This is a genomic window from Paenibacillus polymyxa (assembly GCF_001719045.1).
GTDB classification, from domain to species: Bacteria; Bacillota; Bacilli; order Paenibacillales; family Paenibacillaceae; genus Paenibacillus; species Paenibacillus polymyxa_B.
Map to the genome: position 1 here is coordinate 5,244,760 of NZ_CP015423.1, position 26,249 is coordinate 5,271,008.

Genomic DNA, 26,249 nt, shown 5'->3' on the forward strand with positions numbered 1-26,249 from the left:
CTATGAAACCAGTAGTTAGAGAGCATATCCAACAATTAGACGTATCACTCGGCGGAGGGATCGTAAGCGATAAGATCAGAGTTGATACAATTGATAATCCTATTTTAATTATCGGACTCGGAGGTACGGGGATTGATGCCCTTCTCCGCTTGAAATATCAAATTAACCGTAGATTCAAGCTTCCAGCAGATCCGATTTCCAAGAAAAAGAGCGATAAACCGGACAATGTGGAATTTCTCGCTTTTGAAACGAATGAACAAGATCGCAACAAAAAATACAAGGGGATTGGTTTGGACCCTATCAATGAGTTTGTATTGCTGTCCAATGCGGAAATCGGTGGATTGCTGCAAAACCGCAGCATTCTTGAGCCGTACATTACCGATTGGCTGTCTCCCGAACTAAGCATTACCGATGGTATGAATGGTGCGGCAGGGGTGCGGCAGGCAGGACGATTGCTGCTGTTCACCAAAATCAATCAGGTCGTACAAAGCATTGACAAAAAAATCAAAACCCTGTCTGAAGGCACCAACAAGAAGCTTATGGTGTTCCTGCTGTCCGGTTTGTCCGGCGGTACAGGAAGCGGTACCTTCCTCGATATTTCATATATCGTCCGAGGAATTATTGAGCGCGACTATGGCTCTGCAGGCGTAGACCGTGTAAATACATTAGGTTATCTGTTTACACCAGATATTAATTTGGCGAACAAAAGCCTGAGCGAGCATACCCGTGAATATATTAAAAAGAACGGCTATGCTGCACTGAAAGAACTGGACTATTGGATGAATGTAGATAGCCGTGGTGAACGTTTTAAGCAGCAGTACGGCAACATTTTGACCGTGAACTCGCCGCTTCCACCGTTTAATCTGTGCCACCTCATTTCGGCCACGAATACGGAAGGCAAGCTGTTGGAAAATGCTTATGATTACTGCATGAATGTCACCGCTGAGAACATCACTAACTTTATGGCGAGTGAGGAAAAACAGTCGGGCGAAGAGTTTGCCATTCATGACTATATCAGCAATATCCGTACCAACATCGCACAAATGAATAAGGCGTATCCGGCAAACTACGATTACAATATTATCGGGGCTTCCTCGGCGGTACTGCCAATGGAGGAAATGACGACATATCTGGCCTATCGAATGTTTGGCAAAATGTCCAAAATGTTCGAGCAATCGCCAAATCAAGAGGATGTAGAGAAGTTTGCCCGCAAGCTGGGCGTGGATCTGGATAGCATGATCAAAAACTTTGAATCCCGTGTACCTGAGCCACTTCCGGGCTTTGAAAACAGTGAACGGTTAAGTTATAGCAATGTCGTTAAAATGCAAGTGGTCAATATGGATACCGAGCTGGAGCAAACGTTCCTGACGCGTGCTCGTGAAGAGTATATCAAAGCGAAGAAGCAGCTTCCTGGGGAAATTACAGGACAGTTTACGGATCAAATTCGCCGGATGTTTCTCCATCCTGAGCAAGGGCCGTTTTATGTATCCCGCATGATTTATACTGAAAAAGGATTTAGCTTGCTGAAAATGCTGCTTTCATATGTTGAGACGTTGCGTGAATCACTGCACCGTATTCCAACGGACATTGAATGGGCACGTGAGCAGGCGAACGAAAAGCTGGGCGATGCCAAGAGCGCGTTTGTGTCTAAGGATAAAAAGAAAAATGCGTACATCGAAGCGAAAATTAATGAGTATTGGCTGCGGGCTGATGTGGAACGTACAGAGCAGCTCATTGAGTTTTATGAAGACCTGTATGACCTGTTGAACAAGGAAAATAGCCGCATTTATAATGTATTTACTGAAATTTTGAACGCGCTGAGCGCAATTTTCGAGAAGAATGGCGATCTGCTGATTAACGGCGAGGAACAGTCCGATCACAAAGGTAACAAAACGTACTATTGGAATCTGGTAAGTGTACCGGATATTTCTGAAGTTGTGACCAAGCTGCTGGATAACCGAAACGGTGATGATTTGATTCGTGATTTTGCCCAAGAATTGCTCGAAAATTCAGACCAATGGGTGAAGGATCAGGATATGGACATCATCAGCTCAATCTCCAATTTCTTGACTGATAAGTTCGGTGATCTCATTACCCGTTCCATGGAAGATTTCCTCGTCATGAAATACGGGCAAGATGAAGCCATTGAAAAATTTGTGGAGCGCTACATTGCGAGCAAACTGGATGAGGAAGCTGTACCTGTGTTTCATCTGAGCAATAGCTCTGGCAACTTGTACTTCCCATCATGGGGATTCGTTTCAGTACCTGTACAGTCACCTAATATCCTGAAAGGCGTTCGCAATTATCAAAATAATGCAATTGGCAAATCACACTTTACTATTAAAGAGAGTGAAGTTCGTAACCGGATTTTCTGGCTTAATACGCGTAATGGTGTTCCTCTGTTTGTATATACGCCGCTCAAAGTGTATGAAGAAAGCTATGAAAAAACGATTCTTGACCGCGAAGGTATTGGCCGCCATCTGGTACAAACAGGTCAGAACAACTGGACTAATCTGCCGTCGCCGATTCCTGAAAAGTCATGGGGCGAAACTTACGTCAATTCGCGTGTGCAAGCTTACAATGCCCGCATTCGTAATGACTTTGACCGTGCCAAGTCACTTGGCGTGATTCGGGAAAAGGATGTCGATCAAAATACGAGCAGCCGCTTCACTGTAATCCGTTCACATGCGCTAGATCTGAATGCGATGCTGGCAGGCTACGATATGCGCTTGCAGGAATCCAAGCCGAATTTGGGTGAGGTGAAAAGAGCATGGTCTGAGTTGAAGCGTCTGCTGGCTGAAGGGCTGGAGCAGGCCGGAAGCAAGGACATCTTTGGCAGCATCAATGAAGAGATGGCGAAGGAAAACCTGATCCGTTCACCAGAGTTAACACAGGTGGTTCGTGAAGAACTAGCGAAATATACACAAATTGAAGCGAAAGCCACTGAACTGGAAGCTTTGCTGGGCAAATATCAGGATGAAGAAAAATGGCTGGATCAGTTCATTCAGGCTCTCTATACAGACACGATTACGAAAAAAGGCGCTTTGTACGTCTATGACCGTGACGAAGAGGAAGAGGCTTGGGAGCCGTTTGCGAACGTCATGAAGAGCCGCAATTATGTGGAGTTTGAAGTGTTTACAAACTTCCGTGGTTTGGAAGAAAAGAAATTTGCAGCTCTAATGCGTAAGGCCGATCGCCGTGATGCTGTATTGACTTCATCGGAGGATATTACACCACTGCTGTCGAAGCTGGATGAACTGGCTGCAACTTACACAGAGGCCCGCAATCAATTGGAATATGAAAAGGTGGAGCTGGCTAACGGAGCAGAACTATATGCATTTTATGCTCAAATGGCTGGAAAATTAAACGACATCCGCAGAAAGTTGAAATAAAGTATGAGAGAGCAGCTGTTACGTTATGCGGCTGACTATGCAGCCGCAGAGGATCAATTAATCGGAAGCGGGGATGGACGTAGCAGCATCCATTTCCCGTCCGTGTTTCTTTTTATCGGTGATCGCATGAACCCGGTGATGAACACCATTGCAGATATCAACCGGACCAAGTGGGATAACAGCACGGGAGTAACGTATATTCAGATCCGCTCGCAGGAAGAACATGCGGCTGTAGATCGTTCGGTGGATGCTATTGTGCATACGATAGCGGTACCGGAGGAAAGTGGCCACCAAACGATACGCCGTGACTTGCACCAGGCTTTTTATACACATGAATCGCAGCTAATTGAGCTTAACACCGCGTTGCGCCGGGCTAGTGGACATCTGGCAGATTACGGTCGGTTGTATTCTTCGTTCGAGCGTGTCCATTTGTCGATTTTGACGACAGCGGATGACCCCATGAACGTATTAATCCCTGAGATTACGCTGTTGGCGGAGTATATTTTTGCACAGTCTTTTAAATCGGTACAAATGGATCTGTATGTGTTGGTGAATGAAAGCGATCAGGCTGTCCAATTCGGCTACAGTAGTGCAACGTCCGTTGCTTTCATGCGGGAGCTGGACTATATCCAGAGTCCAGAGTATACGTTTACAGCACCGCTTCATATGACCGAGGACAAATTGACCATTCCAGTATCCCATGCTCCATCACCGTTGTTCGACCTCGTCTATGTGCTGTCCGACAAGAACGAACGCGGCGTAACGGTGCCGAATAGCCTGCGAGAAAGCTGTGACATCATTTGCCATATTCAGCTTCTTAAAAATCGCTATCAGGCAGGAGATTCCTATCGGTCACAGGATGGGGGGTACAACAATACATCGTTTAAAAACAACATCATGACGGAATCCGGGCGGCAGGGTTATGTGTCGGCTGGATTTTCCCGAGTCAACCGCCCTAACCAGTCAATCGCACTTACGGTGCTGTATCACTTTTATGTGAAGCTGTTAGAGCGTATGAGAACAGAGCAGGAGTGGGACATACGCGATAAGCTGAATTATTTTGGGTTAGATGCTGCTGAGCGCGGTCGCACGCGAAATGATCTCGTTCCTGGTAATGAAGCGATCACGGACATGAGCGCACTGATGACCAGCGGAGCCAGCTACGGTTCGTTGAAGCGAATGACATTACGTGAGGCGGAGGAAGCCTTGTTTGGTCAGGGCTGCGAAGCCTTTTTCCGCGATAACTGTGAACGGCTTGTCCACAAACGGTTGGGAGATTTTCAGGCGGAATCAGGTCTGCAGTCGGCTGTGAATGCAGCTGCCAAGGAATATCCTGAAATCGGCTTATTCGAGTTGACAGACTGGACGGATGAAAATAAAACAGGGAATGTGCTTACAGCCATTCGTGGACTGATTCGGGATACGTCCAATGACTTGCAGATTAGTGCCGCTGAACTGGACACCCTGTATAGCGGGCGAGTGGAAGACCAACCTTTTCAACGATTGCCACTCATGGATAAGCATAATGTTCGAAGCTTGATTCGTTACCTGACCGAGACGGTTTACGGGCACAAACTGCACATGCTGCGAATTCAAGCCGATTTGGAGCTGCTTCGCCGCTATGAACTGGCACTAGAAAAATGGCATGCACAAGCGAAGCATATTACAGTACAGCTTTCCAGCCTGGAGCGTGAACTGCATCAAGCTGCAACGGACAGTATCCGGCAGGCCGATAGTTACACAGGTCAGAACCTGTTCGAGTATTACGAGCGTGTGACGGAGGATGTCATGCGTGAGCTGGAAAGCAAGCGGGGAAAATCTATATTTTTTGATACCCGGCATATGGGGCCTGTATCCGGATTGCTGGACGGGGGCCTGTCTGCATTGGTGGATCGACTCACGCAGACCTGTCGCACCTTGATTCTCAGTTCACAGCCGTTTAATCAGACCTTCGAAGAAGAATTATTGCGGCGTGCCAATGTAGCTGCTGCATATGAAAATCGGCTGGTCGTTCCGAAGGATGAGCTGTTTAAAAAACTGTATCAAACGTTAGAGGAACATGGCGGAATTAACATACGTTTGCTCGACTATACCCATGAGCATCGGTATGAAGAAAAGTACTTCTTTGGTGACTACGAAGGCGAATTTCTTCCTTATGCGATGGAGGTGGACATTACTTCGCGTATTTACAAGCTGGGTTTTGTACATGAGCGTCGCAGCAGCGGGGTGGAAAAGCTGCATTTGATGGGCGGCTTCCATCTGGAGGATCTGATGGTTTACCGCAACGGCAAAACGTATTATGAGACATATACTGCGAATGGTTTCGTGTTTCACGGAATCGACGTGGACCGGTTGCCGGAATTGCGGTAACCACATATTCATCCTACTTTAATGATGGAAGGAAGCAACGATTCTTATGAAGCAGCGTAAATTTAACGTTCTCCTATTGCTGTTCGGCTTGCTGGGCGCCGTAGTAGGCTTCATCTTGGGAGAGCTTATTCTTCACAAATTGATAGGGCACTGGCCGCATATCATCGTGATCGGGCTGTATTTTGGCATCATGGCCCTGTGCATTGGCCTAGGTTGTCTGATCGGCGAACTAATTTCGCCACAGTTAAATGGACACTCATGGCGTCAGCGCTACTCCGGGTTATCCTGGAAGTTACTGGTGCCTGCTACGCTGGTGATGTTGTTCGTGGCAGGTCTGCTATTGGAGTTGGGCTACCAGGTTAATCCTGAAGGGCGCAAGAGCGTACAGGACCTTGTGCTTGTGATTGATAATTCCGGGAGTATGCAGCAAACAGATCCTGATAATGAACGCCTAACGGCTGCCAAAAGTCTAATTGGCCAAATGGATGGAGACAAGCGGGTAGCCATTGTTTCATTTGAATCTGCTGCGCAGTTGGTTCAGCCATTTACTCCCATTGGCACAGATGCAGAGAAGCAAGCGGTTTATTCCAAAATCGATAGTATGCAGACTATAATGTCAGGCGGTACAGAGATCGGGCTTGCTTTGGACGAGACGATCAAGGAGATTGAAACCCAAGGTAATGCAGAAAAAGGTTCTCTCGTTATTATGCTCTCTGACGGCTTTAGCGATCTGGATACCCAGACAGCATTGGCTCCTTATATCGCCCGCCAGATTCCGATTAATACGATCGGGCTGAAACTGGCAGAGTCGGATGGTATAGCCTTATTGCAAAATATCGCCCAACTGACGGGCGGAACTTATTCTAACGTAGCCAATGCCCAAGGACTTACTCAGGCGTTCGGTAAAATATATAACAAAATCGGTGATCGCACACTGGTAACGGAGCGGACAGGTGAGTATGCCGACAGTCTGTATTTTGCCATTTATCGCGTAACGGCTCTGGTCATTATCGGCGCTCTATTGGGATTAGCTCTTGGGCTGATGTTTGATAACCGTTTTCTCGCGCGGAATTTTGCGATTGGAGGAGTCCCGGCAGGCTTGCTCGCTGGCTTTATTTTGGAAAAGGGATTATCTGGCTCGCCTATAGGCGACTTGATGATTCGTTTGGTGGCAGCGCTCGTACTGGCGGCCCTTATTGCTGTCTTTTCGCTTGTTCTGCCGATTGCGGAAAATACTCGCCGATCTTCCGGTGGAGGAAGTCAGGGTGCGCCGTCAGGACGCCGGAGAGGGGCACCGGAAGCCCCGACGCGCAATCGACGCAGCAGTGGATTTTAGAACGGGAGGCTGGAACTTATGCAGTATAGGGAAGCACAGCCCGGTGATCCTGTTATTTCGGAGCTGAGCCACAAAATTGATGACAACCGGGTTGTGTTACGCTGGCAGTGGCCTGAGGGCGCAGCCGTGGTATATATTGCGAAACAATCAGCCGATGCAGGTATGAATGGGCAGAATGAAGCCGAAGTTTTACCACCTTTTTCAAGCCTAAAACTTTTTACACGCGAGGAGTATAAGGCTGCTGGCAGCTATCGTGACCGAATTGAAGGCATTGGACGCGTACGGTATACCGTGTATCCGGCTGTTCGGGAGGATGGAGACACTTACGTGATCCGTCAGCAAGACGAAGCCAACCAACTGGAGTTGAGTACGGGGAGGGCTAAAATCAGATATGCGGTTCACCATAAAAAAAGCTGGTTTCGCAGCCGCAAAACCGTCCAGATTCAGGTGACAGCCGAAGTTCCTGTCCCGCAGGAGGCGCTTTGCTACGTGAAGAAGCGCGGGGGCTATCCCGCAGACCGGGACGATGGAACCTTGTATCCATTCACGGCACCCTTTGCCGCGGGACGGAATGTTTTACCCGCTGTTGAAGTGGGGGGAGATGAATATGTGCGGCTGTTTTTTACAGACGGCCAGAAATATGGCACGGTATATGAATTAGTTCCTGAATGAAAGGAGGCCGCAACCGATGAGTTTTCTTAGCAATTTATTCAGAAGAAAGCCACAGGCAGCGCCAAGGCCGTTATTTTATGATATTGTGTGCCCTTATTGCTTTAGTAAATTCTCCCCGGAGGACGTGGTATTCCGTGCTTCTCATCACCGTGAAGATGACGAGGACTATGCTTTGGGTGAAGATGAGCTGTTGAACAAATATCGGGAGCGTTTTGGCTTGGACAGTGTGCATGATATGGAGGCAATTTTGCATCCCCTTGATGTCCCTGAGGAACATCGATTGTATTCTGATCATGTACTGACAGGATTGACGGACCGTTATGGCGAGCTGACACGCCACCGACTGTGCCCGCACTGCCATAACGAGTTGCCCGTGACCGCGGGTAAGGTGCCTAGCAATATCATTTCGATTATTGGAGCTTCGCAGGCGGGGAAATCTGTCTATATGACCTCCCTGATTCACACGTTGCAGCATGTTACGGCCGATCATTTTGACGCAGCTTGCATGCCGCTCAATGCAGAGATCAGCCGAAAGTTCCGCACCATGTATGAGGAACCCCTATTTGAACGAGGCGATCTGCTTACATCGACACAAAAAGAAAAGATGCAGGAGCCTTTTATCTTCCAGTTTGTATTTAAGGATGAGGAAAAGCCGCCACTGACGCTGGTATTTTTTGATGTCGCCGGTGAGGGAATGGTAGATCAGGACTATCTGGGACTGCATGGACAGCATATTAAGAATTCAGCAGGTATTCTCTTTATGGTCGATCCACTGCAAATCCGCTCTATTCGGGAGCGTATTAAGATTAACCTTGGCGATAAGCCGGGTGAATGGGTCTCGCAATATGATGAACCGCGTGATGTCGTACTTACGATGTTCGGTGATTTTATCGCTTATCAGGAAAAAGGGAAAACGGACATTCCGACCGCTGTCGTCCTGACCAAAAGTGATATGCTTACTGCATTGGCAGATGAAGAAGGCACATACATCAAGACGAATAGCAATATTTTTAATCCGATGGAGCATCGCAAATATATGGATTTGGATGAGTTCGCGAACATTGATGGCGAAGTTCGACGCTTCATCGAAAAGGTGGATAAGCCGTTCAAGGGCACGATGGATGTATATTTTACGGATACGGCCTATTTCGCGGTTTCCGCGCTGGGTAGCAATCCGGTGGAGCAAAAGCTACAAGGATTGGTTAGTCCGATCCGTGTGGATGAGCCATTCATTTGGCTGCTTTATAAGTTGAAGTACATTGAGGGGAGAGAATCACAGTGAGTTATTCTACCTCTCATTTGATACAACAGCAGATGTACACACGGGAACGGCGTGGAATTTTCCGTTCTACGGAAGGCTTCGATACAGTGGCTAATTCCAAAGGATTGGATGCTTCTTTTATTAAAAAGGTGCTCCATCCCTTATGTGTATATGATGCGCCTGCTGCTTTGACGGCGCGTGGCGAGAAGCAGGAAAGCGTCTATCCAGAAGCCATGCATCTGGTACGGACGGAGTCCGGGGATGTAGTGCTTGGCCGCAGTATTTATAAGGCTGCGGATTTTACTGGGCTGCGGAGCGCCTTTTTCACGCACAACTATGTGATTCCAGCCGGACATGGTGAATCTCCGTCTGACTATAAGCAGTGGCTGAACACATCATTTGTTGATACCTATGATATTGAGCAGGGAACGGATTTACCGGAATTGGAGCGTCTACCGGGTGGAAGTGTATTTCCGGCTGTTGACCCGTCTACAGTGCTGGCTCAATTGCAGCTGAGCGAAGAAGTGTTCAAACAGCTTTTATACGCAGTCATGATGTCCGCAGCGGGTCGCAAAAAGGTATATGTAGCATTGAATGTTCCTGTAGAAGCGGTCGGATCTTCAGCCAAGCAGCTGCTGGGTGTGCTGTATGCGGCACTGCCTTATGCATTTCGGAACAGACTCGGATTTCTTACATATGCACAGGAACCGAACAGCAGAAAAGGCATTCACTTGATGTTCGTTGAGCCTTTTAGTTTGCGTCCCGGTGATCGGAATGTGGAAAAGGACTTTGTATTTGACCTGTCTAACCATAGTCGAATACTTAATGTGGATGCAGAGCAGGTGAGACAGCCGTATTTTGACTGGATTGTCCGCACGTTGCTGAATGGTGAGACGCTGGATGATTTCTTCAAATTTGCCGAGCAAATGCTGACAGGTATGGAGGCAGGGCGTGATTTGACTCCATCCAGCTATCATGAGCTCATTACGTTGTACAGAATTGAGCAGGGAGAGCGGGCATTATACAACGAACAACGAATCGCTGTATTACGAAGCTTGACTGATTATTTATCGCCACCCGATTCGCTGCCACGTAAAATGAGGCTGAATGATCTGTTTCTATCGTTTTTTGATCATGAATTTGATCGGGTGAAGGATGGATATATTCCAGATGTAGGTCTAGTCGATAGTTTCAAGGACTATTATAAAGTTCATGCACGCAGCAGCGAAAATCGGTTGGTGGAATATTTAATCCGTTCGCTAAACAATGCTTATACTGCCAGAAATACGGAAGCAGTCACGTATATTTACCATACGATTGAGGAGAATCCGTCATTAGGCAAGGCATATTTTACGAAAGTGCTGGGTAATCCGGCGCTTACAAAAATGCTGTTCATTCCCTACATGGACAGTCAGATGAAAAGAACACCGGATGCCAAGGGGCTGCTGGCCGTTGTGCATGAATGGGGCAGTCGGTATATCGAAGTGTCGGCGAATGCCGATTTTCAGCTTTTGGCAGAATCTGCACTGATGGGAAGACTGCGTGCCGAAAGAAAACCAGTAGAGGCTGTGGCTGCCATTCACCAACGCTTGCGTCAATGGGACAGCAGCTCTGCTGTAGGCAAACTGTCCCCGCTGGAGCAATCTGGATTGACAGAGCGCCTGCAGGAAGCGTCGGATCGGTATTTACTTACCGAAGTAGAGCTAAAAGAAATATCACCCGATCAGGTCGTACAGATTCCATTTTTTACACGTCCCGATTTGGTGCAGTGGGTTGGAAAGCTGCCTGCTCCCCTCAAGGGACAAGCAGTGCGATTGATTGCGGCTTACGATTGGTTTAATACGGAGGAACCGGAACCGTCGGTGCTGGACGGCCTGGAGCCTGGCGAAGTAGAAAAGGTACAGGATTGGGCTTATGGCTGGCTGCCCCAGCAGCTTGCGGAAGGCCATTTTGCCCGTCTGTTGCCTGCATTCTATCGTTCTGACGGGCCGGGAGAAGGAATATTGGACTTCGCTCGTCTGGTCAGTTCGATCCGCAAATGGGCGAAGGATAACGATACGATGTACCGCTTTATCCGATGGTCGGAACAACACCCCGAGTTTGCCACTCCACGTGGCGGTTTCGAACCGTCGTATCGACGTGCGCTACTTCTATTCTTCCAAAAGGAAGGACGAGAGGGACTGCATAAAAAAACGCTGTGGCGTCAATATTTTGAACCTGCAAAGCCTGCTTTTAAAAATTTTTATTTGGCAGCAAAGCGGGAGACGGACACACCGTTGGTTAAAACACTTCGTCGTTTTCGTAAAGGTGGGGTGATTTCCGGGATCGTGCTGATTGTCATTGCAGGTACGCTCGGCGGCCTGAAAGCAACCGGGGTGATCGGATCTGGTGACACACCTGCGCCTGTTGCTGCTCCGAAGCCTGTACAACAGCCTGTAGAGCCTACAGTGCCCGTAAAAGAGGAGCCTACGGCGATAGTGACACATGTGCCTAATACCAAGTCCACTACGAAAATGGTCAAGCTGTTGTTTGCGTTTCAGACATCGACAGAGCAGGCAGAATTTAAGCCGAAGAAGCTCGTCATTGTCGGGGCGGACCAACAGGAGCACTTATACGAAAATTTTACGCTTGCTGAACAGAACGACAAGGAAGCTGCCAGTAATGCGAACAATGACCCATCCGGTGACGTAATTACTGGGAGCGCCACTACAAAAAGTACGACAGCAGATGGACAATCCACGGACAGTGGTTCCACAGCTCGTGGTAGTACATCCAGTGGAACAAGCGGCGATCAGTCTGGAGCAGTGACAGGCAACACGGACGGAGGCTCGACTTCGGAGATTTCTACTGAGGGTAGTGGTATAGCAGCCGATAAAACCATAGGCAGCACGTCCGGTGATGGTACAGAGACAAAGGAGTACGATCTGAAGAAGTATCCTTATCGTACGCTGTTGACCATTTGGCAAAGGCTGGAGCTGAACGATGCTAGCACGGTTACCGTTGATGGAGAAGAATACCCGCTGGTTCAAGTGAAGAGTGCAGACTAAGCAACTATAAAACAGAAATAAAGTAAAAGACGGGCTTCCTTCAAGGGCTCGTCTTTTAATATACATAAATTTCCATGAAGAATGAATTCGTAATTTGAAATTCATCTTATCTAGTAAAGCATTATTTTACGAAAGTATTGACACCAAGTAGGCAGCTGATTAAAATTAGTTGGAATTCAAACTATTAAATTTAGATGGATATGGAGGTTCGTAGTGAGATGGGAAGTGAGGTGTATCCCGTTTGTCTTCCTTGTGAGGAAGAGAGCACAATGTATTTAATTAAATGGATTTTCACTACCGTCCGGCGCGAAATTGAAACGGCACTGCGCCCTTTGGGACTCACCTCCCCACAATCGCAGACGCTCTATATACTGGCGGTATCGCCTGGAGTCACCAATACGGATTTGGAAAGGCTATTGCTTATTGATAAATCAAGCGTTACCAGCCTGGTTAACGGGATCGTTAAGAAAAACTGGGCAATACGCAAAAGTCACCCGGAAGATGCACGAATGAAGCAAATCTATTTGACTGAGGAAGGCTTAGAGATTCACAAAGTAGCTGAACGTACTATTGAGGCAATTAAAAGCTCGGTAGGTGAAACATTATCTGTAGGAGAATCGGAGACGCTACGCTGTCTGCTTAAAAAAATTCTCCGCGACTACCACCCTGCGGACACCCGCGTTTGAGCGGATATATAGAGAATTTGCCCGGATAGGGGTATCAAAAACAGTGAAATATGATCTTAGATAAGAGGTTTACAGGAGAGGGAGACAACCAAATGATAAATGAACAAACTTATCCCAATGCGGATAAGCTTATGCGAGTGCTAGCTTTCACACTTGTTTTTTCAGTGATGAACGCTTTTATGTTTAATGTCGTTATGCCTGTAATTCGAGAGGAGTTTCATATTAGTGCTTCCGATGTAAGTTGGTTGCTGACTGGCTATATGATCGTGTATGCAGTTGGCTCGGTGACCTACGGCAAATTGGCAGATAAATATCGTCTTAAGGATTTGCTGACGTTTGGGATTATCTTTTTTGCACTGGGTTCGCTTATTGGACTGTTGGCCAATCAATTTTGGATGCTCATTGTAGCTCGTTTGCTTCAGGCTGCAGGGGCTGCTGTTATTCCGGCAACTGCTATGATCGTCCCAGTCCGTTATTTCTCGGCTGAAAAAAGGGGACGTGCTTTGGGCGTCACAGCAATCGGCTTGGCGTTAGGTACTGCACTGGCTCCGATTATTTCCGGTTTGATCACAGGCTTTGCAAGCTGGCGTTTTTTGTTCGTCATTTCCATGCTGCCACTGATCGCATTGCCGTTTTTCCGCAAATATTTGGACGATCAGCGTGGAGAGGATCAGAAGTTCGATTTTCTGGGTGGATTATTACTGGGTGGAACAGTAGCCTTCTTATTACTTTCGATTTCGCAAACTAATATGATGTTTTTTCTGGTCGGTGTGGTGTTATTCGCACTGTTTATATGGCGCATTAACACTGCGCATGATCCATTCATCCAGCCGAAGCTGTTCCGTAACAAGCAATATTCATACGGGCTCCTTATCGCTTTTTTAGGGACGGGGATTAGCTTTGGATTGCCGTACTTGGCACCGCAGTTTCTGAACAGTCTCAATCAGCTCACGCCGGCAATAATTGGACTGGTTATGTTTCCGGCTGCTATTGCTTCGGCTCTATTGGGTAAAAGAGGAGGGCGTTTGGCGGATAGCAAAGGAAATTCGTTTCTCGTCTATACAGCTGTATCGCTTTTGTTTATCTGTTTTATCAGCTTGTCAACATTTGTGGGTGCCTCTCCGTATCTGATTTTATTTTTGCTTATTTTCGGAAACGTAGGTCAGACCTTCATGCAAATTGCCATGTCCAACACGATTTCTCGTACCTTGTCGAAAGATCAGATTGGTGTTGGAATGGGGCTGCTATCTCTGCTGAATTTCATTGCCGGGGCGATCACGACAAGTATTTTGGGCAAAACGCTGGATAGTTCGTCGTCCTTTCATTTGAATCCTGTCGTATCTAATGTGCAGGTGTTCAATTTTAGCAATATTTTTACGGTGCTTGCACTGATTGCGCTTGTGACGATGGGACTTTATGCGTTGCAATTCCGAAGGGGTTCACGCCGTAATACGCCTGCTGTTGAGCAAGGATAAACATTTGATGTAAACTCATGCCAAAACAAGGGTATAATATAGAAGGAAAAGTTCATCTATGGAAGGACGGAGTGTCCGGCATGACAAGAAACCTTCAATATGTACCCTATGGTTATGAGCCTCCGATCGAGACGCATAAAGGGACCATGGTCTACTATGATACGTTCGAGCAGATTACAGCCAGAGAGCTGGAGCTTTTTGCCGAAACGGGGGCTGCATTATCTTTTACAAAGCTGGTGTTGTATCCGCTACATGAAGAAACCGTCAGAAGAATGTGGAAGCAGCCGGTACGTTCGTATTACAAGCGGGTGGACGAGCTGGGAGAGTGGCAGCGGGAGCAAGCTTTGAGTGCTGTTGTGATTGAGAACTGGGAAGGTAAGCGTAAAAAGTATACGCCGATTGAAGCAGCCATCCGTTTTTTGGCGGAAAAGTATACGACCCCACTTTTTTTGTACATGAGTCCTGAAACTGCAAATTTGTGCGCTTCTTATGCATCATTTGGAGAATGGATTAGAAATGTCAGATTGGTGCTTTCGAGCGACCCCCAGGAACTTCATCCGAAGCTTGCACAGTACCGTAATCGATGGAATACGGTCGAAGAAGCGACAAACCGTGACTCTAAGGTTGACAAAGCGGAGCATGAATTATAGAATAGAACTAATCGTAAAAATTACTATTGTAATTGTATACCATGTATTCCAATTAAGGAGGAAGAGAAATGCGCGTAATTGTTACCTTGGCATGCACCGAATCCGGTGATCGCAACTATACAACAACCAAGAACAAAAGAAATCATCCGGAGCGTCTTGAAATGAAAAAATACTCTCCGCGTCTGAAAAAGTACACGATCCATCGTGAAACTAGATAATTTGAGGTTTGCTGCATAGCAACCTGAATGATTCTGCTTCCTGAGCGAAGCCTGTTAAGTTTGCAAAAGCCTGCGTTATGGAACCGGCGAAAACTTGAATTAGTCTAGTGGACAGAGCGTCCAAAGTTAAAGCTTGCACCTAAGAAAACGGCTTTTTTTCAAGGCTGTATGATAGATGCCGAGCTACATGGTACGCTTTGCCTTTTGAATCGAAAGCACGTGGCTACCGAGTTCTCCTGTGCTGGTGTCAGCATTTGGGACGAGCCGGAGGACCATTCACTATATGCTTATATAACGATGAAGGCTGACGAAAGATCCGGAGCGTTCGTGCAATGGGCGATGCGTATATGCGGCATCGTTTGCTTGTCGTTTACGAGCTTGAGCGCAACTGTTATGATCTGTCGTCTTTTTTTCTGGGACATAACCGTTCCTTTTGCCAACTGATGGAGTATTGCGCCAGTACGTTTAAGTTTGAAACTAAAACTACATGAAAGATTAGGTGAAACTAATGAAAAAAGATATTCATCCAACATTGAACAAAGTTATCTTTTTGGACCCTAGCTGTGGATTTACTTTCCTGAGTGCTTCCACTAAATATTCGCAAGAAACGATGGAATGGGAAGATGGCAACACATACCCAGTTATCCGTGTAGATACTAGCTCCGCTTCCCACCCGTTCTTCACTGGTAAACAAAGAAACGTGGATATCGGTGGCCGTGTGGATCGCTTTAACAAAAAATATAACCTTAAGTAAGACTCGTCGAGAGCTAGGTTTACGGATTATGCCAATAATTCGTAAACCTAGCTTTTTTATTTTTTACGGATAGTTACATCCGAAACAACGCGAATAACAAATGTATTTTCAAGTCTCGAATTTAACACTCTTCTGGAACAGTCCATGAAGCTGCTGCTTTTTAATGCTAAATGAAGCTGAACAATAGTCGACGAGGGCTATGATGAAAAAAAGATACGAATATAACGTTTTAAGATATTCAGTAGCGGCATTGCTAATCTTGGCAACTAATCATTTTAAAACGTAATTCTATACTTCGCATAGGCTGTCTTAATTTAAAAATAATCGCAGGTATCTAGCCTGCGATTATTTTTTTTTAGCACAAGAGTCGCGATTAAGGGAGGGTTCCGATAAATCATTTGCGGAAATAAGTTATTTGAAGGATATAGTTAGAGACTTGATACAACTAGGCATCATTATAGATAAGCTTTTGTTCAGAATTGGTTCAGTGGTTTCATGTATATTAATTGAAAACGACATAAATCACTTATTTTCGACAAATATATGAATAAAAGATTAATATAAACACATTTTTATCGGTAAATACAGTGAATAAGCTTTATTATCTTTGAATTATGTAGAAACATTTCGAAGATCGAATAGGGTCGTTTTACTCAAAAGTAAATTAGGAGGTAGAACCATTGAAAGTTTATTCACTTAAGTGGGCAGCCGCTCTTGTTGCTCTTCAGGCGGCGTTTGGTACTTCTGCTTACGCTGCAACGCCTACCAATAATTTGTTTTCAGATACATCCTATGTGACGAGTGATAAAATGGCGGCCATCCAAGAAGCTGTACGCCAAGGGCTTTTATCGGGGGATCCTCATGGAACTTTTCGCCCTGCAGCAACATTAACTCGTCAGGAACTCGCAGTATTATTGGTCAGAGCTTTAAAATTGGACCCTATTTCGAGTTCTTCTACTTTTAAAGATGTGCAAAGTAAACAATTTGCTGCCCCATATATAGAAGCCGCACAAAAAGCCGGGTTTCTATCTGGGGATGGATTAGGAAACTTCCGTCCGAACGATCCTGTTACACGTGAAGAGCTGGCAGCTGTGTTTGTTCGTGCAGTCGGAGGGGTTAATGCAGAGGGCGGATCAAGCATTTTACCCAAAGATCAGTCCTTGGTAAGCCAATGGGCGGCTGGATCGGTAGATACAGCACTTCGTCTGGGTTTAATTGACATTCATGACAGCAAGCTCAATCCCACGGGTGAAGTAAAAAGGGAGGATATTGCTCCTTTCCTGCTGGATATTTTCAAAACTCAAGAGCAAACAGCTACGATCAATAGCATTGATGGAGACATTGTAACGATCGATAATGTTCCCTATTTAATAGAGGGAAATTTGAAAGAGTTAATCGGAAACTCCAATAAAGATGCGTTAAAAGGAGCTAAATTAAAGTTTAATTCACGCAATCGTAATGTGGACGGGCTGCAACAATTACAAATCGTGCAAAAAGATGTTGTGTTAAACACCAATGGTCTACCGGAAAGCAGCCTGCTTCGAATTTTAGGTGATGGTGTTCAGATTAAAGGGGATATCAAAGGAGTAATCGAGCTTAATGACGGTGTTTCTAATATCCAGCTGAATGGAAACGTAAACCATCTTAATGTGAATTCCGGCAATGGTATTTCTATTAAAGGAACCGGAACAATCGGGGAGCTTCAAGTTGCCAACGCAAACGCTAAAGTGACATTGAACCCGAATTTTAAAGTTGAAATGATTCAGCTGCCTAAAGATGCATCCGTTTCACAAGTTATCCAAAATTACAGCGAAGTACAAAAGCAGATTGGACAAATTCAGTCCGCTGACGGAACGGTTCAAGAACCGACTACAGTTACGTCCAGCAGCGTGACATTTTCCTCCGGAGGTGGAACTTCAACAAAATCAGTGACTAACCATGCGCCAGGCGTTACTACCAGGTTTACTGATATTACGTTAAGTACAGCAGATGAGCCTAAAAAGATTAATCTGGCAAATAGTTTTACCGATGCTGATGGAGACACTCTGACCTACACAGCAGAAACTTCAGCCACAAACGTAGCGACGGTATCAGTGAATGGAAGTCAGTTGACTCTCACGCCGGTGAACGCCGGAACAGTTACGATCACGGTTACGGCGAACGACGGCAAGGGCGGGACCATAAACGACCAGTTTAACGTGACGATCACGCCGGTGATCCCAGAAGCCGTGAACCATGCGCCGACGGTGGAAACGTCGATCAGCAATGTGACGACAGGAGCTGCGGACGGAGTTAAGACGGTGAGCCTTGCGAGTGTGTTTGCAGATGAAGACAGCGACGCACTGACATATACCGCAACCTCGACGGATACGGGCGTGGCAACAGTAGCGGTAAGCGGAAGCGATCTGAAAATTACGCCAGTGAACGCGGGTACGGTCACGATCACGGTTACGGCGAACGACGGCAAAGGCGGGACCATAAACAGCCAGTTCAACGTGACGATCACGCCGGTGATCCCGGAAGCCGTGAACCATGCGCCGACGGTGGACACGTCGATCAGCAATGTGACGACAGGAGCCGCGGATGGAGTTAAGACGGTGAGCTTTGCAGGTGTGTTTGCAGATGAAGACAGCGACGCACTGACATACACGGCAATCTCGACAGATACGGGCGTGGCAACAGCAGCGGTAAACGGAAGCGACCTGAAAATTACACCAGTGAACGCGGGTACGATCACGATTACGGTAACGGCAGATGACGGCAAGGGCGGCACGGTGGATACGCAGTTCAACGTGACGATCACACCGGTTATTCCAGAAGCCGTGAACCATGCGCCGACGGTGGAGACGTCGATCAGCAATGTAACGACAGGGGTCGCGGATGGAGTTAAGATGGTGAGCCTTGCGAGTGTGTTTGCAGATGAAGACAGCGACGCGCTGATGTACACGGCAACCTCGACGGATACGGGCGTGGCAACAGCAGCGGTAAACGGAAACGATCTGAAAATTACGCCAGTGAACGCGGGTACAGTCACGATTACGGTAACGGCAGATGACGGCAAGGGCGGCACGATGGATACGCAGTTCAACGTGACGATCACACCGGTTATTCCAGAAGCCGTGAACCATGCGCCGACGGTGGAAACGTCGATCAGCAATGTGACGACAGGAGCCGCGGATGGAGTTAAGACGGTGAGCCTTGCGAGTGTGTTTGCAGATGAAGACAGCGACGCGCTGACATACACGACAACCTCGACAGATACGGGCGTGGCAACAGCAGCGGTAAACGGAAGCGATCTGAAAATTACGCCAGTGAACGCGGGTACAGTCACGATTACGGTAACGGCAGATGACGGCAAGGGCGGCACGATGGATACGCAGTTCAACGTGACGATCACACCGGTTATTCCAGAAGCCGTGAACCATGCGCCGACGGTGGAAACGTCGATCAGCAATGTGACAACAGGAGCCGCGGATGGAGTTAAGACGGTGAGCCTTGCGAGTGTGTTTGCAGATGAAGACAGCGACGCACTGACATACACCGCAACCTCGACAGATACGGGCGTGGCAACAGCAGCGGTAAACGGAAGCGACCTGAAAATTACACCAGTGAACGCCGGAACAGCCACGATCACGGTTACAGCAGATGACGGAAACGGGGGTACAGTGGATACGAATTTCACTCTAACGGTGACTCCTCCACCTGCTGCTAATCACGCTCCTGTTGTTCAAAGCACGATTAATGATGTTTCTACAGAAGCAGGTGCTGTGGACACAAATATTGGACTTGCTTCAACTTTTGCAGATGAAGATTTGGACTTACTGACGTATTCCGCTGATTCATCGGACCCTAGCGTAGCAACGGTTTCCGTTACAGGCGACCAACTGAGTATTACTCCGCTTGCAGTGGGAAGTGCTACAGTCACAGTTACCGCAGATGATGGGAAGGGGGGAACCGTTCAAACGATCTTCCAAGTCACTGCTGGAGAAAAGAAGGGACTTTTCTTCTCTGAGTTGGCATGGGGGCAGAGCGACTCTATGATGCAGATTATTGAGCTTTATAATGCGGGTTCTGAGGAATTGGATGCTTCAAAAATTAGAATTGAACGCAGTGATAGTGGAAATTCGATCGAAATAAGTCAAGACGCTGGTGCTTTTATTCCAGATGGAGCTACTTTCGTGATAGGAGATACCATGTATTTTGGTGATGCGCATGTAGATTACTTCACAGACATGGGATTTTATAACGATGATTCAGCACCTGTTACTTTATCGCTTTATTACGATAATCAGTTGATTGATACGGCAGTGTTTCAACCTCATACCACTTTAGCTAGACAATCCGATGTTACCCATGGAAATGCAGACTACGAGGCAAGTGAATGGTTTGATGAAGGAACCGATTATACGGATAATATCGGCATCTTTAGTAGTGAGGCACCATAATGAATAAAAAGAATAGAGGGAACATCATGAGTTCTAAACCTAATAAATGGCTGATTACATTAGCTTTGGCTGCACTTGTTGCTCCAACGGCTTTGCAGACGATTGCATCTGCTGCCAGCGGTGCATCAAACGGAGCAGCTCTGGCCAGTCTGCCTTTTAAAGACATCAATAATATTGATTCAGAGCAAAAGACAAACATCCTGCGAGCCATTGAAGCTGGACTTCTGCATGGTGACCCATCTGGATCCTATCGGCCAACGGATTTGTTGACCCGTCAAGAAATGGCGGTTCTATTAACTCAAGCTCTGCAACTCTCTATTTCTAAAGCAGCAAGCAGCAGTTTCTCGGATGTAGAACCGAAAAGTTGGTCGAGTCCCTATATTGAGGCTGTACATCGTGCAGGACTCATGAATGGAGACGACGGCTCCAAATTCAGGCCCAAAGCGGCAGTTACCAGAGAGGAGGCTGCGGTTCTGCTTATGCGGGCCGCCGGGCTTCCTATTACAGCTGACGCCACGGAGTCTGCTAAACTTACTGATTGGAATCGGGTCAGTCCGTGGGCACGGCCTTACGTTAATACGGCTTTACAGTCGGGCTCCATGAAGACGGATCAGTCCGGTTTCAAACCTAAATCGTCCGTTCAGCGCCAAGATATAGCCCAGTATATGATGTCTACCTTTTTCCCTAAGGACCATGTAGTCCAACTCCAAAAAGTAGAGGATGGAAAGGCCTGGATTAACGGGATTGAATATAAACTCTCGGATTCAGTTAAAGGAATCCTGCAAACCTCTAACCAAGAGATTCTCAAAGGAGCAGATATTCAATTTGTAGCATCACAGCGGACCATTGAATCGATCACCAAACTGGTCATCCATGCGAGCGGGCAAGCTCCGATAGGGCAAGCTTCCGAATTCAGCGGCAATCTTGTATTAGATGGTCATAACTCCTCGATTGACGGAAATTTAACTATTGACGGTGATTACATTTCGGTTATGAATTTGAATGTCAAAAATAGTTTTACAGTTACGTCAAGCCTTGAACATGATTTGTATGCCTCTAAATTTACGGTACAAGGAAAAACATATATTCAGGGCGGTGACCAGAACACCGTATTGTTTAACACATCTGAGCTGCAGGATGTCGAGGTATCCAAACAGGATGTCCACGTAGTCATTCAAGGAAATTCGACGGTGGATCAAATGTCGTTGATTTCCAATGCAACGATTGAAAATGATTCATCCTCAACGATACAGCAGTTGAATGTTCTTACCGGTGCCAAGCAAGTAGAGTTGCAGGGGATTATTAAGCAATTGTCGGTCAACAGTGACCAGCCCGTAGCTCTGACAGGCCAGGCCTCCATTAATACATTGGCTGTGAACAGTTCCTCTCCGGTCAGTCTGGAGGTAGCTGGAACTATTTCAAATTTACAAGTAAATAACTCTGCAGCAAATATTAGTGTAAGCTCCTCCAGCCAAGTCACGAATACTTCATTTGCAGTAGGTGTGTCTTCTTCGACGGTATCAGGAGTCACTGGAGTCACTACAACTTCTTCTGGTAGCTCGCGTTCTACGGTTGTGACCAATACAGCACCGAAGTTAGTGACCAAATATGACGATCAAGCCGTAACGGTGGGCGATTCTGAACTTCAGATTGACTTACTTGGACATTTTACGGACGAGGAGCAGTCCGAGCTCAAATATACGGCAGTGTCGTCTAGTACAAAAATCAGTACAGTCCGAGTAGAGGGAACAAACCTGTTTATCAAGGCTGTTGGCAAAGGGACTGCGACCATTACGATCGCCGCAGATGACCAGGCCGGGAAAAAAGCGGGAACGAATTTCAAGGTCCGTGTCAATGAATCTCCTGTTTCATTGAGTATCCCCAATCAAAACGAACAGTTGGGGAGCGACGACGTAACCTTATCTTTAGGATCGTTTTTTACGGATTCTGAAAATGATCCTATGACTTATGAGGTTGCGATCGATGATCCTTCCATTGCTACCTTTACCCTGACGGGTGATCAATTGGTATTAACTCCGGCAGCTGTAGGACATGCCCAAGTTACCGTCAAGGCATCCGATGGTCGGGGAGGCAGCGCAAGCCAGTCGTTTCAATTGGTTGTAACTGCAGTACCTAATCAAAATCCGGTTGTAAATCAGAAGCCGGGCAACCAAACGCTCACTGTGGGCGATGCGGACTACATCCTGGATTTATCTCCGGTGTTCCTTGATTCGGACAGCAATCCGCTAACCATCTCGGCAGAATCCTCGGATCTATCCATTGCGACGGTCTCCGTTAATGGAAACCAGGCCACAGTTCATGCGGTTTCCTCAGGAACAGCAAACATACAGCTAAAAGCGACAAATGGCCTTGGAGGCGAGGTTAAGACCGATTTTGATATTACCGTTAATGAACCTCCGGTATCCTTGCGAATTCCAGATCAGACGAAACAAATCAATTCAGACGACATTCAATTATCTTTAAACGACTTCTTTACCGACCATGAGAAGGATTCATTGTCATACAGCATTGATATTTCCGATTCTTCGGTTGCGACTGCAGTGCTAAATGGGGACACGCTTACTATTACACCGTTAAAAATTGGTAGCACATCAGTATCTGTTAAGGCATCTGATGGCCATGGAGGTAGCACAAGCCAGTCGTTTCAAATGGAAGTAACTGCTGTATCTAACCAAAATCCGGTTATAGATCAGAAGCCGGTTAATCAGACACTGAATCTAGGCGATGCGGATTATATCCTGGATTTATCTTTGGTATTCCACGATCCCGATGGCGACCCTGTGGACGTTTTGGCAGAATCTTCGGATTCGTCAGTTGCTGTTGTATCCGTTAACGGATACATAGCCACGGTCCATGCAGTTTCCTCAGGAACAGCAACGATTCAGCTTAAAGCAAAAGATGGCCGCGGGGGCGAGGTCACTACTGATTTTGATGTTACCGTCAATGAATCCCCGATTTCCACAGGGATTCTGGATCAGATGAAAGAAATAAATACAGGCGATATTCAATTGTCCTTAAATGATTTCTTTTCCAGTCCTGATAGCGATGTTTTAACTTACGATGTTCATAGCATTTCTGACCCGACTGTTGTGACGGCTGCCGTTTATGGAGATATGCTTACTCTTACACCGTTAACGATCGGTAGTACATCGGTATCGATCAAAGCAACAGATAGCTGGGGAGGGAAAGTGATCGAAACTTTCAAAACCACCGTCACGGCTGGACCTCCACAGAATCAGTATCCAGTAGAAACTAAACCTGCCGACCAGTCGCTTACTGTAGGTGGTGCGGTCTACTCACTCAATTTAGGTTCCGTTTTTACTGATCCTGATGGGGATACGTTGACCTTTAAGGCAACCTCTTCTGATCCGTCCGTTGCTTCGGCGGAAATCACTGGAGCTCAATTGGAAATTCAGGCACTAAGTGCAGGGACGACAATCATAGAAATCAAGGTTATGGATGGCCGTGGAGGGGAAACTTCAAGCACCTTCCAAGTCAGTGTCCAATCATCCGGTTCGTCTAACCCATCTTCTAATCAGCCGCCTCAAGTAGATGCGACCATTTATGAACAAGTGTTGACTGTAGGAGTTACGAATGCAAGAAGCTACGACCTATCTCAATTGTTCAGTGATGCTGACGGGGATGCCCTGACGTTTACTTCTACTGTTGAATCAACCGGTATGGTAAATGCAGAGGTTAACGGATCAACGTTGACTCTTACTCCGGGTAATCAGACAGGAAGTACCAAGGTAACGATTACTGCGAATGACGGGCATGGCGGAACAGCCACCTATAATTTTCAGGTAACGAATGCTCCTCTGGCGACGAATGGAATTGTTCAAATCCGAACCAAGCAAGGGGTCAAAGATCCGATTACTTATGACATGTCAACAGTGTTCCCGGGTGAAACTTCATTTAAAATCTATTCGGGTACGGCAGATTCCACCTTTACTGGGCCAATCCCTCTTAATGGGACGGTTTGGACATGGAACGGGGATATTTTTCAATACTTCTGGGTAATCGGGGCGAACGGATCTGCCGCTGTATTCCAAGTGACCTCAAATCCTCAAGGACCGGAGGATCTATATTTTTCCCAGTATCTATCTTTGGATAAAACCCGTACTGCTATTGAGCTGTTTTATAATCCGGTAGGAGATACTTCTAAACCTATAGAAAATGCAGGATACTCACTTGAGATTCATCAATACAATTTAGCTACAAATACTCCCAAGGTGTGGAGCCAGCCTATTAATTCGTTTTGGAAAGGCATGCCTTATATATATATCGATTCCATCTTTTATGACTTTTTCGACATTGTTCCTGCGACATACTATAATGATGAATTGATGTTACTAGAAACGAATACCAATGTAACGACAGGCTATGTCCTGAAAAAGAACGGCGTAACGATCGACGTCTTAGGTGATCCTAACGGAAAAACGCAATTTATGCCGAATAATGGGACTATTATCCGAAAATCGGGGATTAAGTCCGGTTCCTCCTCTTATAATCTTCCAGGAGAGTGGAACTCTTATCCAACCGGAACGCTTCAATATTTTAGTCATCATACTCCATAACATTTTGTTGAATTAACGGGAAGCCCTCCAGCGCTGATGGTACTTGGGGCGAAGGGTCCCGGGAGAGTAGGATGTCGCCAAGCAATTAATGTATAACTCTGCATAGTGGTACTCAAGCTGTCGAGACATTCTCGACAGCTTTTTTTATTCCCAATCTTTCAACATGGCATCCTATAAGGTACATACCATACCAAAGGGAATTTTCATCATTACGAGCCGAATATGTCGATTATAGCGACACGAAGCACTGTTCCCATTGATCGGTAATGGAGGCTTTGTCAAGCTGTTCTCCAATGAGTGTGACATATCCCTGGCTCACAGGAAGTGCAGTAGGCTGCCACTCCAAGTGATTTCCTGAAAATTGCAAAAGCATTGTACCTTCCTGAGGAAGCACGCAGTAACCTTTCGCACGAAGCAACGAGGAACCTAACCCGGTCAAAAGGTTTTCCAATCGTTGTTTTTCGAGTGGCTGAGGAGAATATTGATGCAACGTTAGGCTCTCCAGACGGGAGAACGAATGAGGCTGCTTAGGATCGTGGTTATGACTGTGTGCCGCAATAACTTTGAAAGCCGTACTTCTGGAGAGACTACTGGTGCTTCCGATACTTTTGACGGGAATGGAAACGGACGGTACACCTGCATCGGTGGACTGGACTTGTGCAGGTGCTGGTTGAAGTGTCTGTACAGGTTTTGCGGCAACGGATGCGGAGGCCAGAACAGGCTCTAGTAGTGGTTCAAGGTCAATCCGGCTATATTCAGTAGTTTGCAGCTTGGCCGTATCGTTGAGCTTGCGGATGCTCTTGACGACCTTCGTCACTTCACGGCTACTTGCTGCATCCGTCTTGTTCACCACAATAAAGTCTGCGGTGCGCAGTTGTCCGTGCAGGGTGCGAACCAGTTCTTTATCAGCCGTAAAGCGGCTATTGTATTCATGGAACAGCTCAGCATCCACAACACTGATGCTGTGAACCAGATAAAGCCGATCTGTCAGTAGAGGGGAGCGAAGCTCCTCCAGTACTTGTTCGGGGTTGGCTACCCCGGTGGTTTCCATGAAGATCAGGTCTGGCTTCTGGTTGAGCAGGGTATGCAGAGCCCCTGCCAGCTCATTTCTTTTGCTGCAACAAATGCAGCCTTCTAGCAATCCTTCTACTGTTACGTCAGGCATTTCCTCTGAAATTATAGCGCTGTCTACATCATATTCACCCATTTCGTTCATTAAAACAGCAGCACGAAGGGGAATTTGGCGAGTATGGGCTAACAGGCGTAAAAGCAGTGTTGTTTTGCCGCTTCCAAGAAAACCACTGATTAAAATAACAGGAACTTTGTTCATCATTTTCCCTCCTTG

At 46.6% G+C, this 26,249-nt stretch carries 15 protein-coding genes; 14 read left to right on the forward strand and 1 reads right to left on the reverse strand.

Annotation, left to right across the window (positions count from 1 at the left end; genetic code table 11):
* Positions 1 to 2 precede the first annotated feature (2 nt).
* The 14 genes from AOU00_RS23765 to AOU00_RS23825 all read left to right on the forward strand — a co-directional run bounded on the left by AOU00_RS23765 (position 3) and on the right by AOU00_RS23825 (position 24,904).
* Positions 3 to 3,392, forward strand: a complete 3,390-nt coding sequence (locus tag AOU00_RS23765; protein WP_061831354.1) for a tubulin-like doman-containing protein — start codon at positions 3 to 5, stop codon at positions 3,390 to 3,392.
* Positions 3,393 to 3,395: 3 nt separating this feature from the next.
* Positions 3,396 to 5,762 carry a transcription initiation factor TFIID gene (locus AOU00_RS23770; RefSeq protein ID WP_061831355.1) on the forward strand — a complete coding sequence of 789 codons (2,367 nt, stop codon included), beginning with the start codon at positions 3,396 to 3,398 and terminating at the stop codon, positions 5,760 to 5,762.
* 46 nt (positions 5,763 to 5,808) lie between these two features.
* Positions 5,809 to 7,098, forward strand: a complete 1,290-nt coding sequence (locus AOU00_RS23775; protein ID WP_061831356.1) for a vWA domain-containing protein — start codon at positions 5,809 to 5,811, stop codon at positions 7,096 to 7,098.
* Between the two features lie 18 nt (positions 7,099 to 7,116).
* Positions 7,117 to 7,770 (forward strand): hypothetical protein, encoded by a 654-nt coding sequence (locus AOU00_RS23780; protein ID WP_061831357.1) that lies wholly within the window; start codon positions 7,117 to 7,119, stop codon positions 7,768 to 7,770.
* Positions 7,771 to 7,786: 16 nt separating this feature from the next.
* Positions 7,787 to 9,052 (forward strand): TRAFAC clade GTPase domain-containing protein, encoded by a 1,266-nt coding sequence (locus AOU00_RS23785; protein WP_069291807.1) that lies wholly within the window; start codon positions 7,787 to 7,789, stop codon positions 9,050 to 9,052.
* Entirely contained in the window at positions 9,049 to 12,078 is a 3,030-nt protein-coding gene (locus AOU00_RS23790) for a GAP1-N2 domain-containing protein (RefSeq protein WP_069291808.1), read from the forward strand. The genes AOU00_RS23785 and AOU00_RS23790 overlap by 4 nt, the downstream gene beginning before the upstream one ends.
* Before the next feature lie 218 nt (positions 12,079 to 12,296).
* Positions 12,297 to 12,764 (forward strand): MarR family winged helix-turn-helix transcriptional regulator, encoded by a 468-nt coding sequence (locus AOU00_RS23795; protein ID WP_069291809.1) that lies wholly within the window; start codon positions 12,297 to 12,299, stop codon positions 12,762 to 12,764.
* Positions 12,765 to 12,856: 92 nt separating this feature from the next.
* Positions 12,857 to 14,239, forward strand: a complete 1,383-nt coding sequence (locus AOU00_RS23800; protein WP_061831361.1) for an MFS transporter — start codon at positions 12,857 to 12,859, stop codon at positions 14,237 to 14,239.
* A gap of 80 nt (positions 14,240 to 14,319) precedes the next feature.
* Positions 14,320 to 14,889 carry a hypothetical protein gene (locus AOU00_RS23805; protein WP_069291810.1) on the forward strand — a complete coding sequence of 190 codons (570 nt, stop codon included), beginning with the start codon at positions 14,320 to 14,322 and terminating at the stop codon, positions 14,887 to 14,889.
* Positions 14,890 to 14,957: 68 nt separating this feature from the next.
* Complete coding sequence (gene rpmG, locus AOU00_RS23810; protein ID WP_007430271.1) at positions 14,958 to 15,107, forward strand: 50S ribosomal protein L33; 150 nt, start codon at positions 14,958 to 14,960, stop codon at positions 15,105 to 15,107.
* 204 nt (positions 15,108 to 15,311) lie between these two features.
* A complete protein-coding gene (locus tag AOU00_RS27250) occupies positions 15,312 to 15,551 on the forward strand; it encodes a hypothetical protein (protein WP_237166228.1) in 240 nt (79 codons plus the stop codon).
* Between the two features lie 64 nt (positions 15,552 to 15,615).
* Positions 15,616 to 15,861: a type B 50S ribosomal protein L31 gene (locus AOU00_RS23815; protein WP_013310118.1), complete on the forward strand. Its 246-nt coding sequence runs from the start codon at positions 15,616 to 15,618 to the stop codon at positions 15,859 to 15,861.
* Positions 15,862 to 16,541: 680 nt separating this feature from the next.
* On the forward strand, positions 16,542 to 20,306 hold the full coding sequence (locus AOU00_RS23820; RefSeq protein WP_069291811.1) for an S-layer homology domain-containing protein: 3,765 nt from the start codon (positions 16,542 to 16,544) through the stop codon (positions 20,304 to 20,306).
* A 26-nt stretch (positions 20,307 to 20,332) separates the two neighbouring features.
* The gene (locus tag AOU00_RS23825; protein WP_069291812.1) at positions 20,333 to 24,904 is read left to right on the forward strand and encodes an S-layer homology domain-containing protein; all 4,572 of its coding nucleotides are present in this window, start codon (positions 20,333 to 20,335) and stop codon (positions 24,902 to 24,904) included.
* A 229-nt stretch (positions 24,905 to 25,133) separates the two neighbouring features.
* On the opposite strand, the gene AOU00_RS23830 is transcribed toward AOU00_RS23825, so the two are convergent.
* On the reverse strand, positions 25,134 to 26,237 hold the full coding sequence (locus AOU00_RS23830; protein WP_069291813.1) for a CobW family GTP-binding protein: 1,104 nt from the start codon (positions 26,235 to 26,237) through the stop codon (positions 25,134 to 25,136).
* Positions 26,238 to 26,249: the final 12 nt, after the last annotated feature.